18 protein-coding genes and 1 tRNA gene are annotated in these 17,859 nt (G+C 63.4%); 11 read left to right on the top strand and 8 right to left on the bottom strand.

Going from position 1 to position 17,859, the window contains the following annotated elements; genetic code table 11:
* The first annotated feature begins 68 nt into the window (after positions 1-68).
* From glmM to AAIH46_RS04680, 5 genes are all read left to right on the top strand, one after another.
* Complete coding sequence (gene glmM, locus AAIH46_RS04700) at positions 69-1,421, top strand: phosphoglucosamine mutase (protein WP_430304453.1); 1,353 nt, start codon at positions 69-71, stop codon at positions 1,419-1,421.
* A gap of 236 nt (positions 1,422-1,657) precedes the next feature.
* Positions 1,658-2,509 (top strand): outer membrane protein, encoded by an 852-nt coding sequence (locus tag AAIH46_RS04695; RefSeq protein ID WP_430304452.1) that lies wholly within the window; start codon positions 1,658-1,660, stop codon positions 2,507-2,509.
* Between the two features lie 211 nt (positions 2,510-2,720).
* Positions 2,721-3,893 carry a phosphoserine transaminase gene (locus AAIH46_RS04690; RefSeq protein ID WP_430304451.1) on the top strand — a complete coding sequence of 391 codons (1,173 nt, stop codon included), beginning with the start codon at positions 2,721-2,723 and terminating at the stop codon, positions 3,891-3,893.
* 96 nt (positions 3,894-3,989) lie between these two features.
* Positions 3,990-5,585, top strand: a complete 1,596-nt coding sequence (serA, locus tag AAIH46_RS04685; RefSeq protein WP_430304450.1) for a phosphoglycerate dehydrogenase — start codon at positions 3,990-3,992, stop codon at positions 5,583-5,585.
* Between the two features lie 203 nt (positions 5,586-5,788).
* On the top strand, positions 5,789-6,814 hold the full coding sequence (locus AAIH46_RS04680) for a Tim44 domain-containing protein (protein WP_430304448.1): 1,026 nt from the start codon (positions 5,789-5,791) through the stop codon (positions 6,812-6,814).
* 2 nt (positions 6,815-6,816) lie between these two features.
* Here the strand turns inward: AAIH46_RS04680 and AAIH46_RS04675 are convergent, their stop codons facing one another.
* Entirely contained in the window at positions 6,817-7,257 is a 441-nt protein-coding gene (locus AAIH46_RS04675; protein WP_430304447.1) for a DUF1810 domain-containing protein, read from the bottom strand.
* A 159-nt stretch (positions 7,258-7,416) separates the two neighbouring features.
* Here AAIH46_RS04675 and AAIH46_RS04670 point away from each other — a divergent pair, with 159 nt between their 5' ends.
* The 3 genes from AAIH46_RS04670 (at position 7,417) to AAIH46_RS04660 (ending at position 10,140) form a co-directional block, all read left to right on the top strand.
* A complete protein-coding gene (locus tag AAIH46_RS04670) occupies positions 7,417-8,544 on the top strand; it encodes a mechanosensitive ion channel family protein (protein ID WP_430304446.1) in 1,128 nt (375 codons plus the stop codon).
* Positions 8,545-8,728: 184 nt separating this feature from the next.
* Positions 8,729-9,925: a tRNA 2-thiouridine(34) synthase MnmA gene (gene mnmA, locus AAIH46_RS04665; protein WP_430304445.1), complete on the top strand. Its 1,197-nt coding sequence runs from the start codon at positions 8,729-8,731 to the stop codon at positions 9,923-9,925.
* A 138-nt stretch (positions 9,926-10,063) separates the two neighbouring features.
* Positions 10,064-10,140: transfer RNA gene (locus AAIH46_RS04660), tRNA-Met, on the top strand.
* 113 nt (positions 10,141-10,253) lie between these two features.
* Here AAIH46_RS04660 and AAIH46_RS04655 read toward each other — a convergent pair.
* A complete protein-coding gene (locus AAIH46_RS04655) occupies positions 10,254-10,424 on the bottom strand; it encodes a hypothetical protein (RefSeq protein ID WP_430304444.1) in 171 nt (56 codons plus the stop codon).
* A 311-nt stretch (positions 10,425-10,735) separates the two neighbouring features.
* Here AAIH46_RS04655 and AAIH46_RS04650 point away from each other — a divergent pair, with 311 nt between their 5' ends.
* Positions 10,736-11,020 carry a hypothetical protein gene (locus AAIH46_RS04650; protein ID WP_430304442.1) on the top strand — a complete coding sequence of 95 codons (285 nt, stop codon included), beginning with the start codon at positions 10,736-10,738 and terminating at the stop codon, positions 11,018-11,020.
* A gap of 214 nt (positions 11,021-11,234) precedes the next feature.
* Here AAIH46_RS04650 and AAIH46_RS04645 read toward each other — a convergent pair whose 3' ends face one another.
* Positions 11,235-11,456, bottom strand: coding sequence for a helix-turn-helix domain-containing protein (locus AAIH46_RS04645; RefSeq protein WP_430304441.1), 222 nt, complete (start codon positions 11,454-11,456; stop codon positions 11,235-11,237).
* 385 nt (positions 11,457-11,841) lie between these two features.
* On the opposite strand from AAIH46_RS04645, the gene AAIH46_RS04640 reads away from it, so the two are divergent.
* Complete coding sequence (locus AAIH46_RS04640) at positions 11,842-12,030, top strand: hypothetical protein (RefSeq protein WP_430304440.1); 189 nt, start codon at positions 11,842-11,844, stop codon at positions 12,028-12,030.
* Positions 12,031-12,147: 117 nt separating this feature from the next.
* On the top strand, positions 12,148-12,978 hold the full coding sequence (locus tag AAIH46_RS04635) for a universal stress protein (RefSeq protein ID WP_430304439.1): 831 nt from the start codon (positions 12,148-12,150) through the stop codon (positions 12,976-12,978).
* 11 nt (positions 12,979-12,989) lie between these two features.
* Here AAIH46_RS04635 and AAIH46_RS04630 read toward each other — a convergent pair whose 3' ends face one another.
* The 5 genes from AAIH46_RS04630 to AAIH46_RS04610 all read right to left on the bottom strand — a co-directional run bounded on the left by AAIH46_RS04630 (position 12,990) and on the right by AAIH46_RS04610 (position 17,833).
* Positions 12,990-13,829 (bottom strand): GNAT family N-acetyltransferase, encoded by an 840-nt coding sequence (locus AAIH46_RS04630; RefSeq protein ID WP_430304438.1) that lies wholly within the window; start codon positions 13,827-13,829, stop codon positions 12,990-12,992.
* Positions 13,826-14,569 carry an aspartate/glutamate racemase family protein gene (locus AAIH46_RS04625; protein WP_430304437.1) on the bottom strand — a complete coding sequence of 248 codons (744 nt, stop codon included), beginning with the start codon at positions 14,567-14,569 and terminating at the stop codon, positions 13,826-13,828. The genes AAIH46_RS04630 and AAIH46_RS04625 overlap by 4 nt, the downstream gene beginning before the upstream one ends.
* Entirely contained in the window at positions 14,569-15,387 is an 819-nt protein-coding gene (locus tag AAIH46_RS04620) for an ABC transporter permease (protein ID WP_430304436.1), read from the bottom strand. The genes AAIH46_RS04625 and AAIH46_RS04620 overlap by 1 nt, the downstream gene beginning before the upstream one ends.
* A gap of 4 nt (positions 15,388-15,391) precedes the next feature.
* Complete coding sequence (locus AAIH46_RS04615) at positions 15,392-16,297, bottom strand: ABC transporter permease (RefSeq protein ID WP_430304435.1); 906 nt, start codon at positions 16,295-16,297, stop codon at positions 15,392-15,394.
* A 246-nt stretch (positions 16,298-16,543) separates the two neighbouring features.
* Positions 16,544-17,833, bottom strand: a complete 1,290-nt coding sequence (locus tag AAIH46_RS04610) for an ABC transporter substrate-binding protein (protein WP_430304434.1) — start codon at positions 17,831-17,833, stop codon at positions 16,544-16,546.
* Between the last annotated feature and the right edge of the window lie 26 nt (positions 17,834-17,859).

Here is a 17,859-nt window from a genome sequence, read left to right as displayed (position 1 = left end):
TTGTTCTGCCGGCTGAAGCTTACAACAAGACGCGCCGTTCCCAGGCGCGCAGGCACCAAGGAGCATTCATGACACGCCGTTATTTTGGCACCGATGGCATTCGCGGTCAGTCGAACGTTTTCCCGATGACGCCGGACCTGGCAATGCGGGTCGGCATTGCGGTCGGCACGCTGTTTCGCCGCGGCAGCCATCGTCACCGCGTGGTGATCGGCAAGGACACGCGCCTGTCGGGCTACATGCTGGAAAACGCGCTGGTGGCGGGCTTCACCGCAGCCGGGCTCGACGTCTTCCTGCTCGGCCCCATTCCGACGCCGGCCGTCGCCATGCTGACCCGCTCGCTGCGCGCCGACATCGGCGTGATGATCTCGGCCTCGCACAATCCGTTCGCGGACAACGGCATCAAGCTGTTCGGGCCTGACGGCTACAAGCTATCCGACGAGCTGGAGCAGGAGATCGAGGATCTGCTCGACAAGGACCTCTACTCGCAGCTCGCCAAGCCCGCCGAGATCGGCCGGGCCAAGCGCGTCGACGGCGACATCTATCGCTACATCGAATTCGTCAAGCGCACCCTGCCGCGCGACGTGACCCTGCACGGCCTGAGGATCGCCATCGATTGCGCGAATGGCGCCGCCTACAAGGTCGCGCCGGCCGCGCTCTGGGAGCTAGGCGCCGACGTGGTGACGATCGGCAACGAGCCGAACGGTACGAACATCAACCTGGACTGCGGCTCCACCAGCCCTGATGCGCTGCGCAAGAAGGTTCACGAAGTGCGTGCCGATATCGGCATCGCGCTCGATGGCGACGCCGACCGGGTGATCATCGTCGACGAGAACGGCGAGATCATCGATGGCGACCAGTTGATGGCGGTGATCGGCGAGAGCTGGGCGGAGGACGAGAAGCTGCGTGGCGGTGGCATCGTTGCGACGATCATGTCCAATCTCGGCCTCGAACGCTTCCTCAACGACAAGGGGCTGTCGCTCGCCCGCACCAAGGTCGGCGACCGCTATGTCGTCGAGCATATGCGCCACAACGATTTCAACGTCGGCGGCGAGCAGTCCGGCCATATCGTGCTGTCGGACTTCGGCACCACCGGCGACGGCCTCGTTGCCGCGCTGCAGATCCTGGCACGGGTGAAACGCCTCGGCATGCCGGTCAGCGAAGTGTGCCGGCGCTTCGAGCCTGTGCCGCAGCTGTTGCGCAACGTCCGGTTCAGCGGCGGAAAGCCATTGGAGGATATCATCGTCCGCCAGGCGATCGAGAGTGCCGAAGCGGAACTCGGCGGCCGCGGTCGTCTGGTGATCCGGCCGTCCGGCACGGAACCCTTGATCCGCGTCATGGCGGAAGGCGACGACCGGGCGCAGATCGAGCGCATCGTAAGCGACCTGGTGGGCGTGATCGGAAATGTCCGCACGGCGGCCTGATCCGTCTAGACCCATCGCTCGTCATTCGAACCCGCATCCTCTGAGATGCGGGTTTTTCTTTGTCGCAAGGCGGGTTTGCTTGCGACATCTTCCCGGCGTTCCGAAATGGTTGCAGCTCAACCTTTACGGGCCGTTATGCTTAATTGCTCCTTAACCTTTATCGTTAATGATCCTCTTCAGATTTGGACGATCTGGTCGCGTTGCGCGCCAAGACAATCGAACCTGGAGTGGGATCCATGAAGACTACCCTGACTGGCGCGCTTCTGGTCGCCTTGCTGGCGGCGACCTCGGCACTTTCCGCTGATCTTTACCAGCCGCAGCCGGAGCCGCAGTATACCGACGTTCCGGAAGTCACGGTGCAGTCGTCGACCGGCTGGTACCTGCGCGGCGATGTCGGCTACGGCTTCAACGACCTCAAGGGCGCCAACTTCAACCAGGGCGGCTTCAGTGGCGAGAGGGTCGACTTCGACCGGTCTGAACTGCGCGATGCCTTCACGCTGGGCGGCGGCGTCGGCTACCAGGTCAACAACTACCTGCGCACCGACCTGACCTTCGACTACCTGTTCAAGAGCAAGTTTGAGGGATCGACCTCCGGTGGCGGAGCCGCGTTCGGCGCCTGCGTCGGACCCTGCACCTCCACGGACCGCTCCAGCCTGCGCGCCTACAGCCTGCTTGCCAACGCCTATGTCGATCTGGGCACCTACGGCTACATCACGCCTTACGTCGGCGCCGGTATCGGCGGAACCTACGTGAAGTGGGACCGGCTGCGCAACACGTCCTGCGCCGATGACGGCAGCGGTTGCGATGGAACCTTCGAGCACGGCGGCAAGGGCAGCTGGCGCTTCACCTACGCCCTCATGGCAGGTGCGACGATCGACGTGACCTGTAACGTCAAGGCAGACATCGGCTACCGCTACCGCCACGTCAACGGCGGCGACATGTTCGGCTATGCCGAGAACGGTGGCCCGGGCTTCGACAAGGGCTTCGACGTCCACGAAGCACGCATCGGTGCCCGGTACAACTTTGGTGGTTGCGCCGAGGCCTATGTGCCCGAAGAAGCTCCCCCGCAGCCCATCGTCTACAAGTAATCATTGCCGTCAACCGGCACCATCCGATCGAAGGGCCGCTCCGCAAGGGGCGGCCCTTTGCGTTTCAGGCGGATGGACGGTCGGCGGGCAGGCATGCAAAAACGCCATTTGCGCGCGCGCAAGCGACTTGACCCGACCCGAGGCTTCGCGTACCAACGCCAGTGGGACACCCTTCCCCAACGAAGGGCTTTCTATCTGGAAGGATAGCCACATGGCGAACATCGCACAGCCGGACGTACGTCCGAACAATACCCATTTCTCTTCTGGCCCCTGCTCGAAGCGCCCCGGTTGGTCGCTCGACGCGCTCTCCGATGCCCCGCTCGGTCGTTCGCACCGTGCCAAGGTCGGCAAGGCGAAGCTGAAGCAGGCCATCGATCTCACCCGCGAAATTCTGGAAGTCCCGGCGGATTACCGCATCGGCATCGTGCCGGCTTCCGACACCGGCGCCGTCGAAATGGCGCTCTGGTCGCTGCTCGGCGAGCGCGGCGTCGACATGCTGTCCTGGGAAAGCTTTGGTGCCGGCTGGGTTACCGATGTCGTCAAGCAGCTGAAGCTCAAGGACGTGCGCAAGCTCGAGGCCGACTACGGCCTGCTGCCAGATCTCGGCCAGGTCGATTTCGACCGCGACGTCGTCTTCACCTGGAATGGCACCACCTCCGGCGTGCGCGTGCCGAACGCCGATTTCATTCCGGCCGACCGCAAGGGTCTGACGATCTGCGATGCCACTTCGGCAGCCTTCGCGCAGGGCATGGACTTCTCCAAGCTCGACGTCGTCACCTTCTCCTGGCAGAAGGTTCTGGGCGGCGAGGGCGGTCACGGCGTGATCATCCTGTCGCCGCGTGCTGTCGAGCGCCTGACCACCTATGTGCCGGCCTGGCCGCTGCCGAAAATCTTCCGCATGACCTCCGGCGGCAAGCTGATCGAGGGTATCTTCACCGGCGAGACGATCAACACGCCGTCGATGCTGTGCGTCGAGGACTATCTCGATGCGCTCAACTGGGCAAAATCGCTGGGCGGCTTGAAGGGCCTGCGTGCCCGCGCCGATGCCAACGCCCAGGTGATCTTCGACTTCGTCGAGAAGAACGACTGGATCGCCAACCTGGCGGTCGATCCGGCGACCCGTTCCAACACCTCGGTCTGCCTGAAGATCGTCGATCCCGAAGTCGTGGCGCTCGACGCCGACCAGCAGGCGGCATTCGCCAAGGGTGTCGTGGCTCTCCTCGAAAAGGAGAATGTCGCGCTCGATATCGGCGCCTACCGCGATGCCCCGTCGGGCCTGCGCATCTGGGCCGGTGCAACGATCGATACCGCCGACATGCAGGCCGTGATGCCTTGGCTGTCCTGGGCCTATGAGACCCAAAAGGCGGCATTGGCCAAGGCCTGAGAGGCCGCAGCTTCCGGTCTCGCCGCAATGGCGGGGCCGCGCATTCCCGAACAGACTGAACCCTTTTTGCTTGAACTCTTTTGAAGGAGGCCTCTCGTGGCACCTCGCGTTCTCGTATCCGACGAACTGTCGGAAACCGCCGTCCAGATCTTCCGCGACCGTGGCGTCGAAGTCGATTTCCAGCCGAAGCTCGGCAAGGACAAGGACAAGCTCGCCGAAATCATCGGCAATTATGATGGCCTCGCGATCCGTTCGGCCACCAAGGCGACCGAAAAGCTGATTGCTGCTGCGACCAACCTCAAGGTCATCGGCCGCGCCGGCATCGGCGTCGACAATGTCGATATTCCGGCGGCGTCCAAGCGCGGCATCATCGTCATGAACACGCCCTTCGGCAACTCGATCACAACGGCCGAGCACGCGATCGCATTGATGTTCGCGGTTGCCCGCCAGTTGCCGCAGGCCGATGCCTCGACCCAGGCCGGCAAGTGGGAAAAGTCGAAGTTCATGGGCGTCGAGATCACCGGCAAGACGCTGGGTGTCATCGGCGCCGGCAATATCGGCGGCATCGTCTGCAAGAAGGCGATCGGCCTTGGCATGCATGTCATCGCCTATGACCCCTTCCTGTCCGTCGAGCGGGCGCGGGAAATGGGCGTCGAAAAGGTCGAGCTGGACGAGCTCCTGTCCCGCGCCGATTTCATCACCCTGCACGTGCCGATGACCGACAAGACGCGCGGCATTCTAGGCCGCGAAAACCTCGCCAAGACCAAGAAGGGCGTGCGCATCATCAACTGCGCCCGCGGCGGTCTGGTGGATGAGGCAGCGCTTGCCGAGGCCATCAAGTCCGGCCATGTCGCCGGCGCTGGTTTCGACGTCTTCGAAGTGGAGCCGGCAACCGAAAGCCCGCTGTTCGGCCTCGACAATGTCGTCTGCACGCCGCATCTGGGTGCCTCGACCACCGAAGCCCAGGAGAATGTCGCTCTGCAGGTGGCTGAGCAGATGTCGGATTACCTGGTGAAGGGTGCCGTCTCGAACGCCATCAACATGCCGTCGATCACCGCCGAGGAAGCGCCGATCCTGAAGCCGTTCATCCGGCTGGCCGACGTTCTCGGTGCGTTTGTCGGTCAGGTGACCGAGGACCCGATCAAGCAGATCGAGATCCTGTTCGATGGCGCCACCGCCAACATGAACACCCGGGCGCTGACATCGGCCCTGCTCGCTGGCCTGATCCGCAACCAGGTGTCCGACGTCAACATGGTTTCGGCGCCGATCATGATCAAGGAAAAGGGCATCGTGCTCTCCGAGGTCAAGCGCGACAAGACGGGCGTCTATGACGGCTACATCAAGCTGACGGTCACCACCGACAAGCAGTCGCGCTCGGTCGCCGGCACCGTCTTCTCCGACGGCAAGCCGCGCTTCATCCAGATCAAGGGCATCAACATGGACGCCGATGTCGGCGCCAACATGGTCTACATCTCCAATACCGACGTTCCCGGCATGATCGGCTTCATGGGCACGACGCTCGGCAATGCCGGCGTCAACATCGCCAACTTCCAGCTCGGTCGCGAGAAGGAAAACGGCGATGCGATCGCGCTGCTCTACGTCGATGGTCCGGTGGATCAGGCCGTGCTCGACCAGCTGATTGCTAACCCGGCCATCAAGCAGGCCAAGCCGCTGTCCTTCAACGTCGACTGAGACGGGCCGACGAAACCCTCAAACAGAATGGCCCGGCCGGATTTCTTCCAGCCGGGCTTCTTCACGATTCCTGCATCGTGGGGTGGAAAACCGATCAACAATTCTCACGATCTCAAAAAATTGGCGTCGCCGGCTAACAGGCTGGCGGACGGCTCTCTATATAGAGTGCACGCTCGCAACAGCGGATCTATGAGGAGAGAGACATGTTTTCAACGCTTCGACGCTTCAGGCACGTTTTGTCGGTGCTGGCGCTCGGAATGGTGGTATCGCTGGCGGCGGTTGATTTCGCCGAGGCTCGTCGCGCCGGTGGTGGCGGTTTCGGCAGCCGCGGCACGCGCACGTATTCGGCACCCCCGTCGACCAATACCGCGCCTACGACGGCCGCGCCTATCCAACGCTCGATGACGCCGAACCAGGCGACCAACCAGGCAGCGCCTGGCGCTGCCGGTGCGCAGGCTGCAGCTCAGCCGCGTCGCGGTATGTTCGGCGGCTTCGGCGGCGGTATCCTCGGTGGTCTGTTCCTCGGCGGCCTGTTCGGCATGATGATGGGCAATGGCTTCGGCGGTCTCGGCGGCATGTTCGGCATGCTCTTCCAGATGCTGCTGATCGGCGGCCTGATCTTCTTGGCCATGCGCATGTTCGCCCGCCGCTCGCAGCCTTCGCCGAGTGCTGCTGGCCCGAACGCCTCCAACCGCTCCAGCTATGAGCCGCCGCAGGGCAATCAGGGTGGCTTCAAGATCCCGCAGATGGGTTCGCTCGGCGGCGGTGCTGCTGGTGCGGCTCAGGCTGCCAAGCCGCGCGCCGCGTCGGCCGCAACGGACGAGATCGGCATCACCAGCCGCGACCTCAGCCAGTTCGAGAAGTTGCTGACGGACGTGCAGACCGCCTATGGCGCGGAAGACTACGCCAAGATCCGGGCGCTCTCGACGCCGGAGGCGATGTCCTATCTTGCCGAGGAACTGGGCGAGAATGCCACCAACGGCCAGCGCAACGATGTCAAGGACGTGCAGCTGATCCAGGGCGACCTGTCGGAAGCCTGGCGCGAAAACGGCCAGGAATTTGCAACGGTCGCAATGCGCTACCAGAGCATCGACGTGATGCGTGACCGCGACACCGGCAATGTCGTGTCCGGCGATCCGAACACGCCGACCGAGGCAACCGAAATCTGGACCTTCGTGCGCAAGCCCGGCCAGGAGTGGAAGCTCTCGGCGATCCAGGGCGTCAACTGAGGTCAGAGCCGGGCGAGCGTTTCGCCGTCCGGCCTGCCATCGCAGAACCGGTCAAGGGCTCGCTCGAAAGGCGAGCCCTTTTCGCTGACCGCCGCAAACAGCGTCATCGACGAGCGGAATTTCAGGTCGTCCGGCGAACCGAGGATCTCCTGCGCGGAGCGGCCCGCATGCGTAAGCATCGCCTGCGTGCATTCCAGCAGCCGCGGACCGAGCAGCGGATGTGCCGCGTAGGCCTGCGCTTCAGCGCGACCTGAAATCGCATAGTGCCGCGCGGTAGCGGACCGACCCAGCCCCTCGATCTGCGGAAAGATGAACCACATCCAGTGCGAATGCTTGCGACCGGCAATCAACTCGCGCAGCGCCTGCGAGTAGATGCTCTCCTGGGCAATGATGAAGCGCGCCAGATCGTGAGTGTCGTCCGCCCGTGCCGTTCGCTCTGTCATGTGCCGTGTCCTCCTGGCGCCATTACACGCTGCCTGATCGATGTCTTCCAACATCGGCAGCCCGCATTCCGTTTCGACAGGCCCAGAAAAATCGCCCGCTCACACCTTTGTTAGCCGGCCGGGGTTTTCTCTGCTGCATTGCACTCTAACTGCGGTGCCATGGAACAGCGCCTTGAACAGTATCTCTATCCCGTGGTCCGCTGGTTGCCCGACTGGTTCATCAGCATGGTCGTTCTGGTGGTCGCCGTCTTCGTCGGCTGGCTCATCCACCGGATCGTCTTCCGCCTGCTGACCCGCATCGTCTCCAAGCGCGACCTGTTCTGGAGGTCGCTGATCTCGCGCAACCGGCGGCCCCTGCGCATCGCCATCGTCGTCTGGATCCTGAACCCGGCCGTCGCCATCGCGCCGCTCACCGACCGGCAGGCGGACCTGATCCGCCACCTGCTGCTGCTGGCCTTCATCTCGCTCGTCGGCTGGATGGCCCGCACCGCCCTGCATATCTGGCTGACGGTGTATCTGCGGCGCTTCAAGCTGGATGCCGAAGACAATCTGCTGGCCCGCAAGCACGTGACGCAATCGCGCATCCTGGAGCGGGTGGCCGCAACGCTGATCGTCGCCTTCACGCTATCTGCAGCGTTGATGAGCTTTCCGGCAGTGCGTCAGTACGGCGTATCGCTGATGGCCTCGGCGGGCGTTGCCGGTATCGTGCTCGGCCTTGCGCTGCAGCCGGTGCTGAAGAACCTGTTTGCCGGCATCCAGCTGGCGATCACCCAGCCGATCCGCATCGATGACGCGCTGATCGTCGAGGGCGAATGGGGTAAGGTCGAGGAAATCACATCGACCTATGTGGTGGTCAAGCTGTGGGACTGGCGGCGGCTGATCCTGCCGCTCGGCTACTTCATCGAAAAGCCATTCCAGAACTGGACCCGCGAGGGCGCGGCACTGATCGGCACGGTGATGATCTACCTCGACTACACGATCCCGGTCGAAGAAGTGCGCCGCAAGGTCGAGGAGATCGCTGCGAATTCAGACCTGTGGGATCGGCAGGTGGTCAATGTCGCGGTCACCGATTTCCGCGAGAACGTCATGGAAATCCGCATCCTCGTCTCGGCATCGGACGGCGGCAGGACATTCGATCTGCGCTGCGAGGTGCGCGAGAAGCTGATCGACTATATCCGGCGCGAGTATCCGCAATCGCTGCCGAAGGTGCGCGCGCAGGCGCCGGACGGGCAGGACGTCCAGGCGGGCGCCATCTCCGAAGGCGCTGCGCGGATGATGCAGTCGTAACAGGGACGTTCTCTCACATCCAAGCCGGAGACGCGCACGACGCGCGAAAAGCGCAAACCTTGCGTTTTTGCCGCATTCTTTCTATATCCGCAGCAGACTGGACACGGCCCCAGATGTCGCCGTGGATGAGCCGCGATGCCTGCGACCGATTGCGCAGACGGGCGAGACGACCGAGAGAGTTCCTGTGAACACACTGGATTTTGACAAGAGGCCGGAGGATACGCGCGTCGTCGTGGCGATGTCCGGCGGCGTGGATTCCTCTGTCGTGGCCGGGCTCCTGAAACGCCAGGGCTACGACGTGCTCGGCATCACCCTGCAGCTTTACGATCATGGCGCCGCCGTCCACCGCGCCGGGTCCTGCTGCGCCGGTCAGGATATCGACGATGCACGCCGCGTTTCCGAAACGCTCGGCATCCCGCATTACGTGCTGGATTATGAAAAGCGGTTTCGCGAGACGGTGATCAATCCGTTTGCCGAAGCCTACGCCATGGGCGAAACGCCGGTGCCCTGCGTGGCCTGCAACCAGACGGTCAAGTTCGCCGATCTGCTGGCAACCGCAAAGGAACTCGGTGCCGACGCCCTGGCGACCGGCCACTACATCCGCTCGAGCGCCAATCCGACGCCCGGCAATCCCAATCGGCGGGCACTGTTCCGGCCGGTTGATGCCGACCGCGACCAGAGCTGGTTCCTGTTCGCCACGACGCAGGAGCAGATCGATTACCTGCGCTTTCCGCTTGGCGGCATGTCGAAGGCGGATGTGCGGGCGCTTGCCGAAGACATGGGGCTGGTCGTCGCCAAGAAGGCCGACAGCCAGGACATCTGCTTCGTTCCCGCCGGCAAGTATGCCGACATCATTGCCAAGGTTAAGCCGAATGCGGCGCTGGCCGGCGATATCGTGCACATCGACGGGCGGCGCCTCGGCCGCCACGAAGGTATCGTCCATTACACGATCGGCCAGCGCAAGGGCCTCGGTGTCGCAACCGGCGAGCCGCTCTACGTGGTCTATCTCGATGCACGCAGCCGACGGGTGATCGTCGGGCCGAAGGAGGCGCTGGAGACGCGCCGCGTCTACCTGCGCGACATGAACTGGATCGGCGATCGTCCGCTCGACGTGGACGCGCGTGAGGGCTTCGCGTGCTTCGCCAAGGTGCGCTCGACGCGTCCGCCGACGCCGGCGACGCTCTTTGCGGACGAGCGCGGCATCTACGTCGACCTGGCGATCGGCGAGGCGGGCGTCGCACCCGGTCAGGCCTGCGTTCTCTATTCGGCAGAAGGTGCCGATGCGCGCGTCTGGGGCGGCGGTTTCATCGATCGCTCGGAGCGCGCCGCGGATGCCGAAGCCTCGCTCAAGGCGCTTCTTGCGGCACCTGCCGCGGCCTGACGCTGCGCTGCCGCAAACGCTGGAAAAACCGGCCGGGATTTGAAACAAGCGCGCTTGACTTTGGTCGGAGCAACACACTATAAGCCCCCCATCGCGCCGGACGGCACGGGCTTTCAATGCTCACGGCGGCGCGGTTTTGGCGGGGTAGCTCAGGTGGTTAGAGCGTGGGATTCATAACCCCAAGGTCGGCGGTTCAAGTCCGCCCCCCGCTACCAACTTCATCACATATCTGAGTTGTCCGGAGCCGCTGCTGTAGCCTGCGACCCGCTTCGGCGTGTGGTCCGTCTCCAACGCTGCGCCATGCGCAGACAGCAGGGGCCTACCGAAGTCATCGGTATTCCAGCAGCCTTTTCAGGAGCGGATAGCAGGTCACCGCCAGGATGACCCCGCCGACGGACCAGCCGAGCGCGCCTCCGCCGATCAGCTCTTCGAATGCGATGCAGCCTGCGAGCGCAAGCGCCACTCTCCAAATGATGTCTTTGGTCATGAGGCTCTGCATGGTGTTCTCCTGAGCCAGAGAGCGCAGGATGCCCGTGATCGGTGCCGTTAACAATGGCTGCCGCTATGACAGGACGGCCCGGCGCTGACGTCAGTCCAGCCCAGTCGATCTTTGGATGGTGGAGTTCCTGCGAGCCACCCTGCAAACAGCGCCCGCCGACGAAGCAAGGCTCGCCATATTGCGGTTCCGGGACAGTAAAGATACGCCATTTGACCGAAGCTGTGCGCGTCTAACCTGATTGTTTGCAATCCATTCACCGTTGAATATTACACGCGATCGGAATATGCATGTCGTGCCACAGGAGTACTGCAATGCAGAAAGACGAAGTCATGCACGCGTTGTATGAATTGGCCGGAGTAAAGCGCGGTGCGCTGCGCCTGATGCGCGGCGCAGCCTATTTCATAGTATCCGCGCTCCTGCTGACCGTGAATACTTATGAGATAGAGCCGATCTGGACGATCGCTCTTGCGATCGGCATCCTCGGCATTTTCGATACCAGCGCCACTATTGGCCGCGTCAGTATCGCCATTCTGGCAGTCATGGCAGTCATTCCGCTGAAGGCGATCGTTGCGGTCGCAGGCGTCTTTGCGTCCTGATTGAGAGGCGTCAAGCCTCTGCCGCCACCTCAGGTTGACGGGATTAGGTTCTGGTGTCGAGGGGCATTGAGCAGTCGCGCGAATTTGAACAGCTGGCGCTCGTATAGAGACATTGGCGCGTGGCGCCGATAGCCGTCGGCCGCAACCGACATGTCGCCGACGTTCTGGAGGCGACGGCAGAGCGGGCAGAGCCCGCTCCCGTGTGTCACTCAGGTCAGATCGGCAGGGCGGGAAGGCGCAGCGCCGATGCCACCCGCTGGATGCGCAATGGATCCAGATCGCGACCGTCCTCGATGGTTTCCAGTTCCGCTATCGTCAGTCCGCAGGCGATTGCCAGGTCCTCGAAGCTGTAGCCGCTCGCTTTGCGGGCTTCGGTGATCTTCGAAGCGATGGAGACCGAATTCGCGGGATCGAATTTTGTTTGCATGATCGTCATAAAGAACTCCGTTGAGAGTGCCGACCGGAGCCGGGAATAGGGAGGTGCCGACAATGAAGAATGTCGCCAGTCTCGGAGTTTGCCGCAGCGCAGCATAGATAGACCTTAAGACGCCGAAGTCCAAGCCCCTGCGCCGCGGTTTGTCGGAGGCGACTTCAAGCGGAGCAGTAACGATGCCGAGCCAAACTGGTTGCCGGTGACCAAAGCTTTTCACAAGAACAGGATGCAGCGCCAGTGGGCAGACGCCGAGGCAGGCGGGAAGGAGCAAGGTTTTTTAACATTGACGGCTGGATTAGCGAAGTATTCTTCGACACTCCTCGTGACCTGCGGCACGGTTTGCTCATAGATTGTGGAGCATCAGGCTCATTTCATCTGGAGGGTCGACATGATTGGTGGCTTTAGCCTGTTCGGTTTCGATCTGTTCGGACTGACGCAACGGAGGCCGGCGTCCGATGAACGGGCCGACAAGGGTGGTGTGGCCGAGTACGAGGCGGACGAGCGGCCCGATCGGGACAGGGACTTGCGGCGGGAGCCGGCCGACATCTTCTTCTGGGGGATGTATCCCGTCTACTGAGGCAACTGCCACGGCACTGCGTCCCGCTTTTGATCAGGATCAAGTCTGCCGTCGCCAGCCACGCTAATCTCCACTGCATCGGAGGCGCTTTAGCCTCCAGCGTTCAGGGAGAGCGGCATGTTGTTCAAGACCTTACTTGCAGTCGTCGGAAGCGATGGTGCCGAGGCCGATATTGCGCGAGCCATCGATCTCGCCAGCAGGCTCGATGCACACCTTTCGGTGCTTGTCGTGGATCTCGCGGTGCCGCCCGGTATCGGCGACTATCCGGTCGGCGTGGTGTGGCTCGATGAACGGGTCGCCGACATGCAGGCCCTGAACACGGCCGCCGACAGGGTGCAGATCCTGTGCGAAGCTTCCGGCCTGCCGTTCGACCTCAGCCGCTATTATACCGAGCGCGCCTTCCTGGCGGACAACGTCTTCCAGCGGGCGCTCTACAGCGACCTCGTGATCGTTGGCGACAAGACCGGTGCGGACGCGCGGTTGCTGACTGAAATCGTCGATGGTGCGGTGTTCGAAGCGCAACGGCCGCTGCTGTTGCTGCCGAAGAACCATACGCCGGCCCTGCCTGTGAAGACCGTACTCGTTGCCTGGAATTCCAGGGCCGAAGCCGGGCGTGCGGTGCGCGAGGCGATCGACATCCTGACGAATGCCGAGAGCGTGCATGTGGTGCTCGTCGATCCGGATGCCTCCTACCACCACAACGGCGGCGAGCCCGGTGCCGAGGTGGCGGCGTTTCTGGATCGCCACGGCGTGAAGGTGACGATCGATCAGTTGCCGAGCGGCGGCCGACCCGTCGAGGATGTGCTTCGCGCGCATGCGGTGGAGATCGGCGCCGACCTCATCGTCATGGGCGCCTACGGGCATTCCCGCCTGCGCGAGCGGATTTTCGGCGGTGTCACGCACGCGCTGCTGGAGACGACGCCGGTGCCGGTGCTGCTCGCCCGCTGAGGGCTTCGGGATCAGCCGAGTTCGAGCGTCGTCACACCATAGACGAGGTGTCGATCGTGGCGCGGAGGGGTGCCCTTGTACATGCGGGCGGTGACGAAGCCCTCGGTAAAGGCAATCCGTTGCAGACGGGCAGAAAACACCGTCTGGTCCTCGGGCACGTCGATGTGCACCTCGTCCGCGCCCGCTCGCATGGCCAGCGCCGTAAACAGCGTTTCGGCATGCTCTTCGTCATCGGCGAACAGCGGGCCGATCTTGAACCCGTCATGGCAGCGTCGCAGTGCGCCATACCCTTTGACGGCACCATCCATGCAAATGGCCAGTGCCGTGTGCGGCGGCGAAAGCCAGGCGTCGAGGAAACCGCGACGCTGCGACGGAAAGGCTCGCGCATCGAGTGCGGCGATCTGCGGCAGGAGGTCGGGCGTCACGCTCACAAGGTCCGATGACAGCGATGTCAGCGCCGGAACGCGACCGCTCCAGCGGATCGTGCGGTAGGCGGGCACGAACCCCATGCGGGCATAATTTTCCTGCTGGGCCGGCACGCCGTCGAGGCCAATCGTGCGCGACCCGAGGGATGCCAGCGCGTGATCCCAGAGCGCCCGACCATGTCCCTGTCCGCGACAATCCGGATGGCAGATGTAGAGGCCGATGAAGGCAAAACGGTCATTGTACCGGACGGCGGAAATGCCGGCTGCCATCCGCCCATCGACGAAGCAACCGAGAAAGCCTTTCGGGTCCGCCGCGATGAACGGCGCGGCATCGTCGAGGCCCGGGTTCCAGCCTTCCGCTTTCGCCCAGCCGATCAGGTCGCCGACCTGCGAGAGGTTCAGGGTGTGGATGTCGCGGCGCGTCACGCCGACAGCGCCGTCGGTTCGAATGGCGCAAGCAGGCCCGCATAGCTCTTGGAGATAGGCGTCGCATAGGCGCCGCGCTTGGCGGTGGTCAGCCCCAGCGAAACCAGCGCCTCGGCCTGCTTGACGGCGGCGGCGACGCCATCGACGACCGGCACCCCGAACTCACGCTGCAGTTCCGCGGTCAGATCCGCCATGCCGGCACAGCCGAGAACGATAGCCTCGGCTCTGTCGTCGCGCAGTGCCAGCGCGATCTCGCCGCGCAGCCGTTCGCCGGCATCGGAGGCGGGGTCTTCGAGCGACAGCACCGGAATGTCGGCAGCCCGCACCTTCACGCGTCCGGCCATGCCGTAGCGCTGGACGAGATGCTCGATCGGCAGGCGCGAGCGCTCCATGGTGGTGACGATGGTGATGCGCTGGGCGATGAACGAGACGCTGGCAAGGGCCGCCTCGCAGATGCCGACCACCGGAATGCCGGACAACGCGCGGGCGGCATCCAGGCCGGTATCGTCGAAGCAGGCGATGATCGCTGCATCGGCGCCCTGTTTTTCGCCCCTGGCGATCTCCATGAGCAGGCCCGGCACGGCCAATGCTTCGTCGTAATAGCCTTCGATCGAGGCCGGCCCCATGGTCGAGGTGGTGGCGACGATTTCGGTGCCGACGGCGGCGACCCGCCAGGCGGCATCGGCGGCGGTCGCCGTCATGCTGGCCGTGGTGTTCGGATTGACGAGCAGGATCTTCATCAGAGCCTTGCCTGTCGGCGGTTGATCATGACGATCAGTGCCAGTGTTCCGGCAATCACCAGGAAGGAGAACAGCGTGGTCACCGTGCCCAGCGCATAGAGCACCGGCGTCGTAACATTGGTGGTCATGCCGTAGATCTCCAGCGGCAGGGTGTTGTAGGTGCCCGATGTCATCAGCGTGCGGGCGAATTCGTCGTAGGAGAGGGTGAAGCCGAACAGACCGACGCCGATCAGCGACGGAGCGATCATCGGCAGCACGACGTGGCGGAAGGTCTGCCAGGAGGTGGCGCCAAGGTCGCGGGCGGCTTCCTCGTAGGCCGGCGAGAACCGGTTGAAGACGGCGAACATGATCAGCACGCCGAACGGCAGCGTCCAGGTGAGGTGGGCGCCGAAGGCGGAGGAGTACCAGGCCGGCTGCAGGCCGAGCTGGGAGAACAGCACGCCGATGCCGAGCGAGATGATGATCGACGGCACCACGAGGCTGGCGACGGACAGGTAGAAGAGCGCGGTGGCGCCGGCAAACCGGCGGCGGAAGGCAAGGCCGGCCAGCAGCGACACCGCGACCGTCACCACCATCACCATCACGCCCAGCGCTGCCGAGCGGCGGAAGGCGCCGCCGAAATCGCCCACTGCCTGGGTCTCGAACAGGTTGGCGAACCAGCGCAGCGACACGCCGTTGAGCGGGAAGGTGAGGCCGCCGTTCGGTCCCTGGAACGAGAGGATGAGGATCGCCGAAAGCGGCCCGTAGAGGAACAGCACGAAGAGGCCGAAGACGATGGCGAGAATGTAGAATTCGCGGGAGCGCTTGTCGGAATACATGGTGTCAGAGCTCCTTGCGGATATCGACGATGCGCAGGATGCCTGCGACCATCAGAAGAACGAGGACCAGCAGCACGACGGCGTTGGCGGCGGCCGCCGGATATTGCAGCAGCGACATCTGGTTCTTCATCATCAGCGCGACGGACGCGCTCTGGCCGCCGGACATCACCTGCACAGTGGAGAAATCGGCCATCACCAGGGTGACGACGAAGATCGTGCCGATCGCCATGCCGGGCTTTGCCAGCGGAATGATGACGTTGGTCAGCACCTGCCAGCCGGACGCGCCGGCATCGCGGGCCGCCTCGACGAGGCTCTTGTCGATGCGCATCAGGGTGTTGAAGATCGGCGTCACCATGAACAGCGTGTAGAGATGCACCATGGCCAGCACCACGGCGAAATCCGAATAGAGCAGCCATTCCACCGGCTCGGCGATGAGGCCCGCATCGACAAGCGCCGAATTGATCAGCCCGTTGCGGCCGAGCACCGGGATCCACGAGATCATGCGGATGATGTTGGATGTCAGGAACGGCACGGTGCAGACGAGGAACAGCACCATCTGCATGGTAGCGGTGCGGATGTGAAAGGCGAGGAAGTAGGCGACCCAGAAGCCGAGGAAGAGGGTGATCGCCCAGACCATCGCCGCGAACTTCAAGGTGTTCAGATAGGTCTTCCAGGTAACCCAGGACCCCAGCGTCTCGACGTAGTTCATCGTCAGGAGGTCGGGATACATCTGGGCAAAATCATAGTCCCAGAAGCTGACGACGAAGATCATCACCAGCGGCAGCAGCAGGAAACAGCCGAGGATGACAGCGAGCGGCGTCGCCTGCAGGTAGGAGACCAGCCAGAGCGGCAGCCTGCGACTGGACTTTACCTTCGGCTCGCCGACGCCGAGAAATCGTACGGTGGTCATTCCTGGTCGTCTCCTTCGGGAAATTCCCGCTCTGGCCTGCCGGCCATCTCCCCCACAAGGGGGGAGACGACAAGCGGCCAAGTCCTACCCTCCGTTGGGAGGCCCACTCCGCAGCGTCCTGCGAAATGTCGTCGTTCGAGTCCCGATCCCGCTGCGGAACCGCGTAGAGGCACAGCGGCTCGGCAGGTATCCCCCCGCCAAGGGGGGAGGGTGGCCGGCAGGCCGGGTGGGGACTTCTTCACGTCATCAAGCGGCGATGAACTCGTTCCAGCGGCGAACCATGTAGCGGTCCTCGTCCATCACGGAGTTCCAGCAAGCGACCTTGCCCATGCGGTCCTCGAACGAGCCGCCATCGCGCACGGCGCCGGCCTTCTCCATGACCTTGCCTTCCGGCGAGAGCACGTCGTTTGCAGCCGCCTTGCCCTCGATCCAGTAACCCCATTCGTCGGGCGTCATGAAGCCCTTGGCGGTCTCCATGCAGGCCGAGTAGTAGCCCTGGCGGTTGAGATAGCCGCCGACCCAGCCGGACGTGTACCAGTTGATGTATTCGTAGGCGGCATCCAGCTGCGCGCCCTTGAGGTGCGAGGCGAGGCCGAGACCGCCGCCCCACGAGCGGTAGCCTTCCTTGAGCGGCTGGTACTTGCAGGCAATGCCCTTGGAACGGACGGCGGCAACGGCCGGCGACCACATGGACTGGATGACCACTTCGCCCGAAGCCATCAGGTTGACGCTCTCGTCGAAGCTCTTCCAGAAGGCGCGGAACTGGCCGTCCTGCTTGGCCTTGATCAGGAAGTCGATCGTCTTGTCGATCTCCGCCTTGGTCATGTTGCCCTTGTCGGCATACTTGATGTTGCCCATGGCTTCCATGATCATCGCGGCATCCATGATACCGATCGACGGAATGTTGAGGATGGATGCCTTGCCCTTGAACTTCGGATCCATGATGTCGGCCCAGCTGGTGATCTCGCGGCCGACGAGATCCGGGCGAATGCCCAGCGTGTCGGCATTGTAGATCGTCGGCATCATGGTGAAGTATTCGGTCTCGCCCTTGGCGAATTTCTTGTCGCCGACCTTTTCGACGTAGCCGACGGTATGCGGTGCGGTGCCCTGGGCAATGACGCTGTCCGGCTTCAGCTTGCCGTTCTTGAACAGCGGCACGACCTTGTCGTAGTACTTCAGCTTCTTGACTTCCATCGGCTGAATGACGCCGGTCGGGTAGACCTTCTTCAGGATCCAGTACTCGATATCGGCGATGTCGTAGGAGTTGGGCTGGGTGACGGCGCGCTGGGCGGCGGCGTCACTGTCGGTCGCCGTCATCTCCAGCGTGATGCCGAGGTCGGCCTTGCACTTTTCGGCAATCGCATTGATGTTCGAGACGCCGGTGCCGAACTGGCGCAGGGTGATCTTCGACTGCGCCCATATGGTCGGGAAGCCGGTGATGGCGCCGGAGCCGGCGGCGAGGCCGGCTGCTGCGGAGGCGGTCTTCAGCAGGTTACGGCGGGTCAGGCCGACTGCTGTCTTCTTGGAATTCGTCATGCCCTGATCTCCTCTGGAGGTTGTTG

Origin of the sequence: Rhizobium sp. 0TCS1.26 (assembly GCF_050455525.1) — a bacterium.
Taxonomy (GTDB): Bacteria; Pseudomonadota; Alphaproteobacteria; order Rhizobiales; family Rhizobiaceae; genus Neorhizobium.
This window is presented reverse-complemented; position numbering and strand designations above follow the sequence as displayed.

Bases quoted from the DNA above. Each gene is read 5' to 3' on its own strand.
- glmM (WP_430304453.1), top strand. From the start codon at position 69: ATGACACGCCGTTATTTTGGCACCGATGGCATTCGCGGTCAGTCGAAC.
- AAIH46_RS04695 (WP_430304452.1), top strand. From the start codon at position 1,658: ATGAAGACTACCCTGACTGGCGCGCTTCTGGTCGCCTTGCTGGCGGCG.
- AAIH46_RS04690 (WP_430304451.1), top strand. From the start codon at position 2,721: ATGGCGAACATCGCACAGCCGGACGTACGTCCGAACAATACCCATTTC.
- AAIH46_RS04680 (WP_430304448.1), top strand. From the start codon at position 5,789: ATGTTTTCAACGCTTCGACGCTTCAGGCACGTTTTGTCGGTGCTGGCG.
- AAIH46_RS04675 (WP_430304447.1), bottom strand. From the start codon at position 7,257: ATGACAGAGCGAACGGCACGGGCGGACGACACTCACGATCTGGCGCGC.
- AAIH46_RS04670 (WP_430304446.1), top strand. From the start codon at position 7,417: ATGGAACAGCGCCTTGAACAGTATCTCTATCCCGTGGTCCGCTGGTTG.
- AAIH46_RS04655 (WP_430304444.1), bottom strand. From the start codon at position 10,424: ATGCAGAGCCTCATGACCAAAGACATCATTTGGAGAGTGGCGCTTGCG.
- AAIH46_RS04650 (WP_430304442.1), top strand. From the start codon at position 10,736: ATGCAGAAAGACGAAGTCATGCACGCGTTGTATGAATTGGCCGGAGTA.
- AAIH46_RS04645 (WP_430304441.1), bottom strand. From the start codon at position 11,456: ATGACGATCATGCAAACAAAATTCGATCCCGCGAATTCGGTCTCCATC.
- AAIH46_RS04640 (WP_430304440.1), top strand. From the start codon at position 11,842: ATGATTGGTGGCTTTAGCCTGTTCGGTTTCGATCTGTTCGGACTGACG.
- AAIH46_RS04635 (WP_430304439.1), top strand. From the start codon at position 12,148: ATGTTGTTCAAGACCTTACTTGCAGTCGTCGGAAGCGATGGTGCCGAG.
- AAIH46_RS04625 (WP_430304437.1), bottom strand. From the start codon at position 14,569: ATGAAGATCCTGCTCGTCAATCCGAACACCACGGCCAGCATGACGGCG.
- AAIH46_RS04620 (WP_430304436.1), bottom strand. From the start codon at position 15,387: ATGTATTCCGACAAGCGCTCCCGCGAATTCTACATTCTCGCCATCGTC.
- AAIH46_RS04615 (WP_430304435.1), bottom strand. From the start codon at position 16,297: ATGACCACCGTACGATTTCTCGGCGTCGGCGAGCCGAAGGTAAAGTCC.
- AAIH46_RS04610 (WP_430304434.1), bottom strand. From the start codon at position 17,833: ATGACGAATTCCAAGAAGACAGCAGTCGGCCTGACCCGCCGTAACCTG.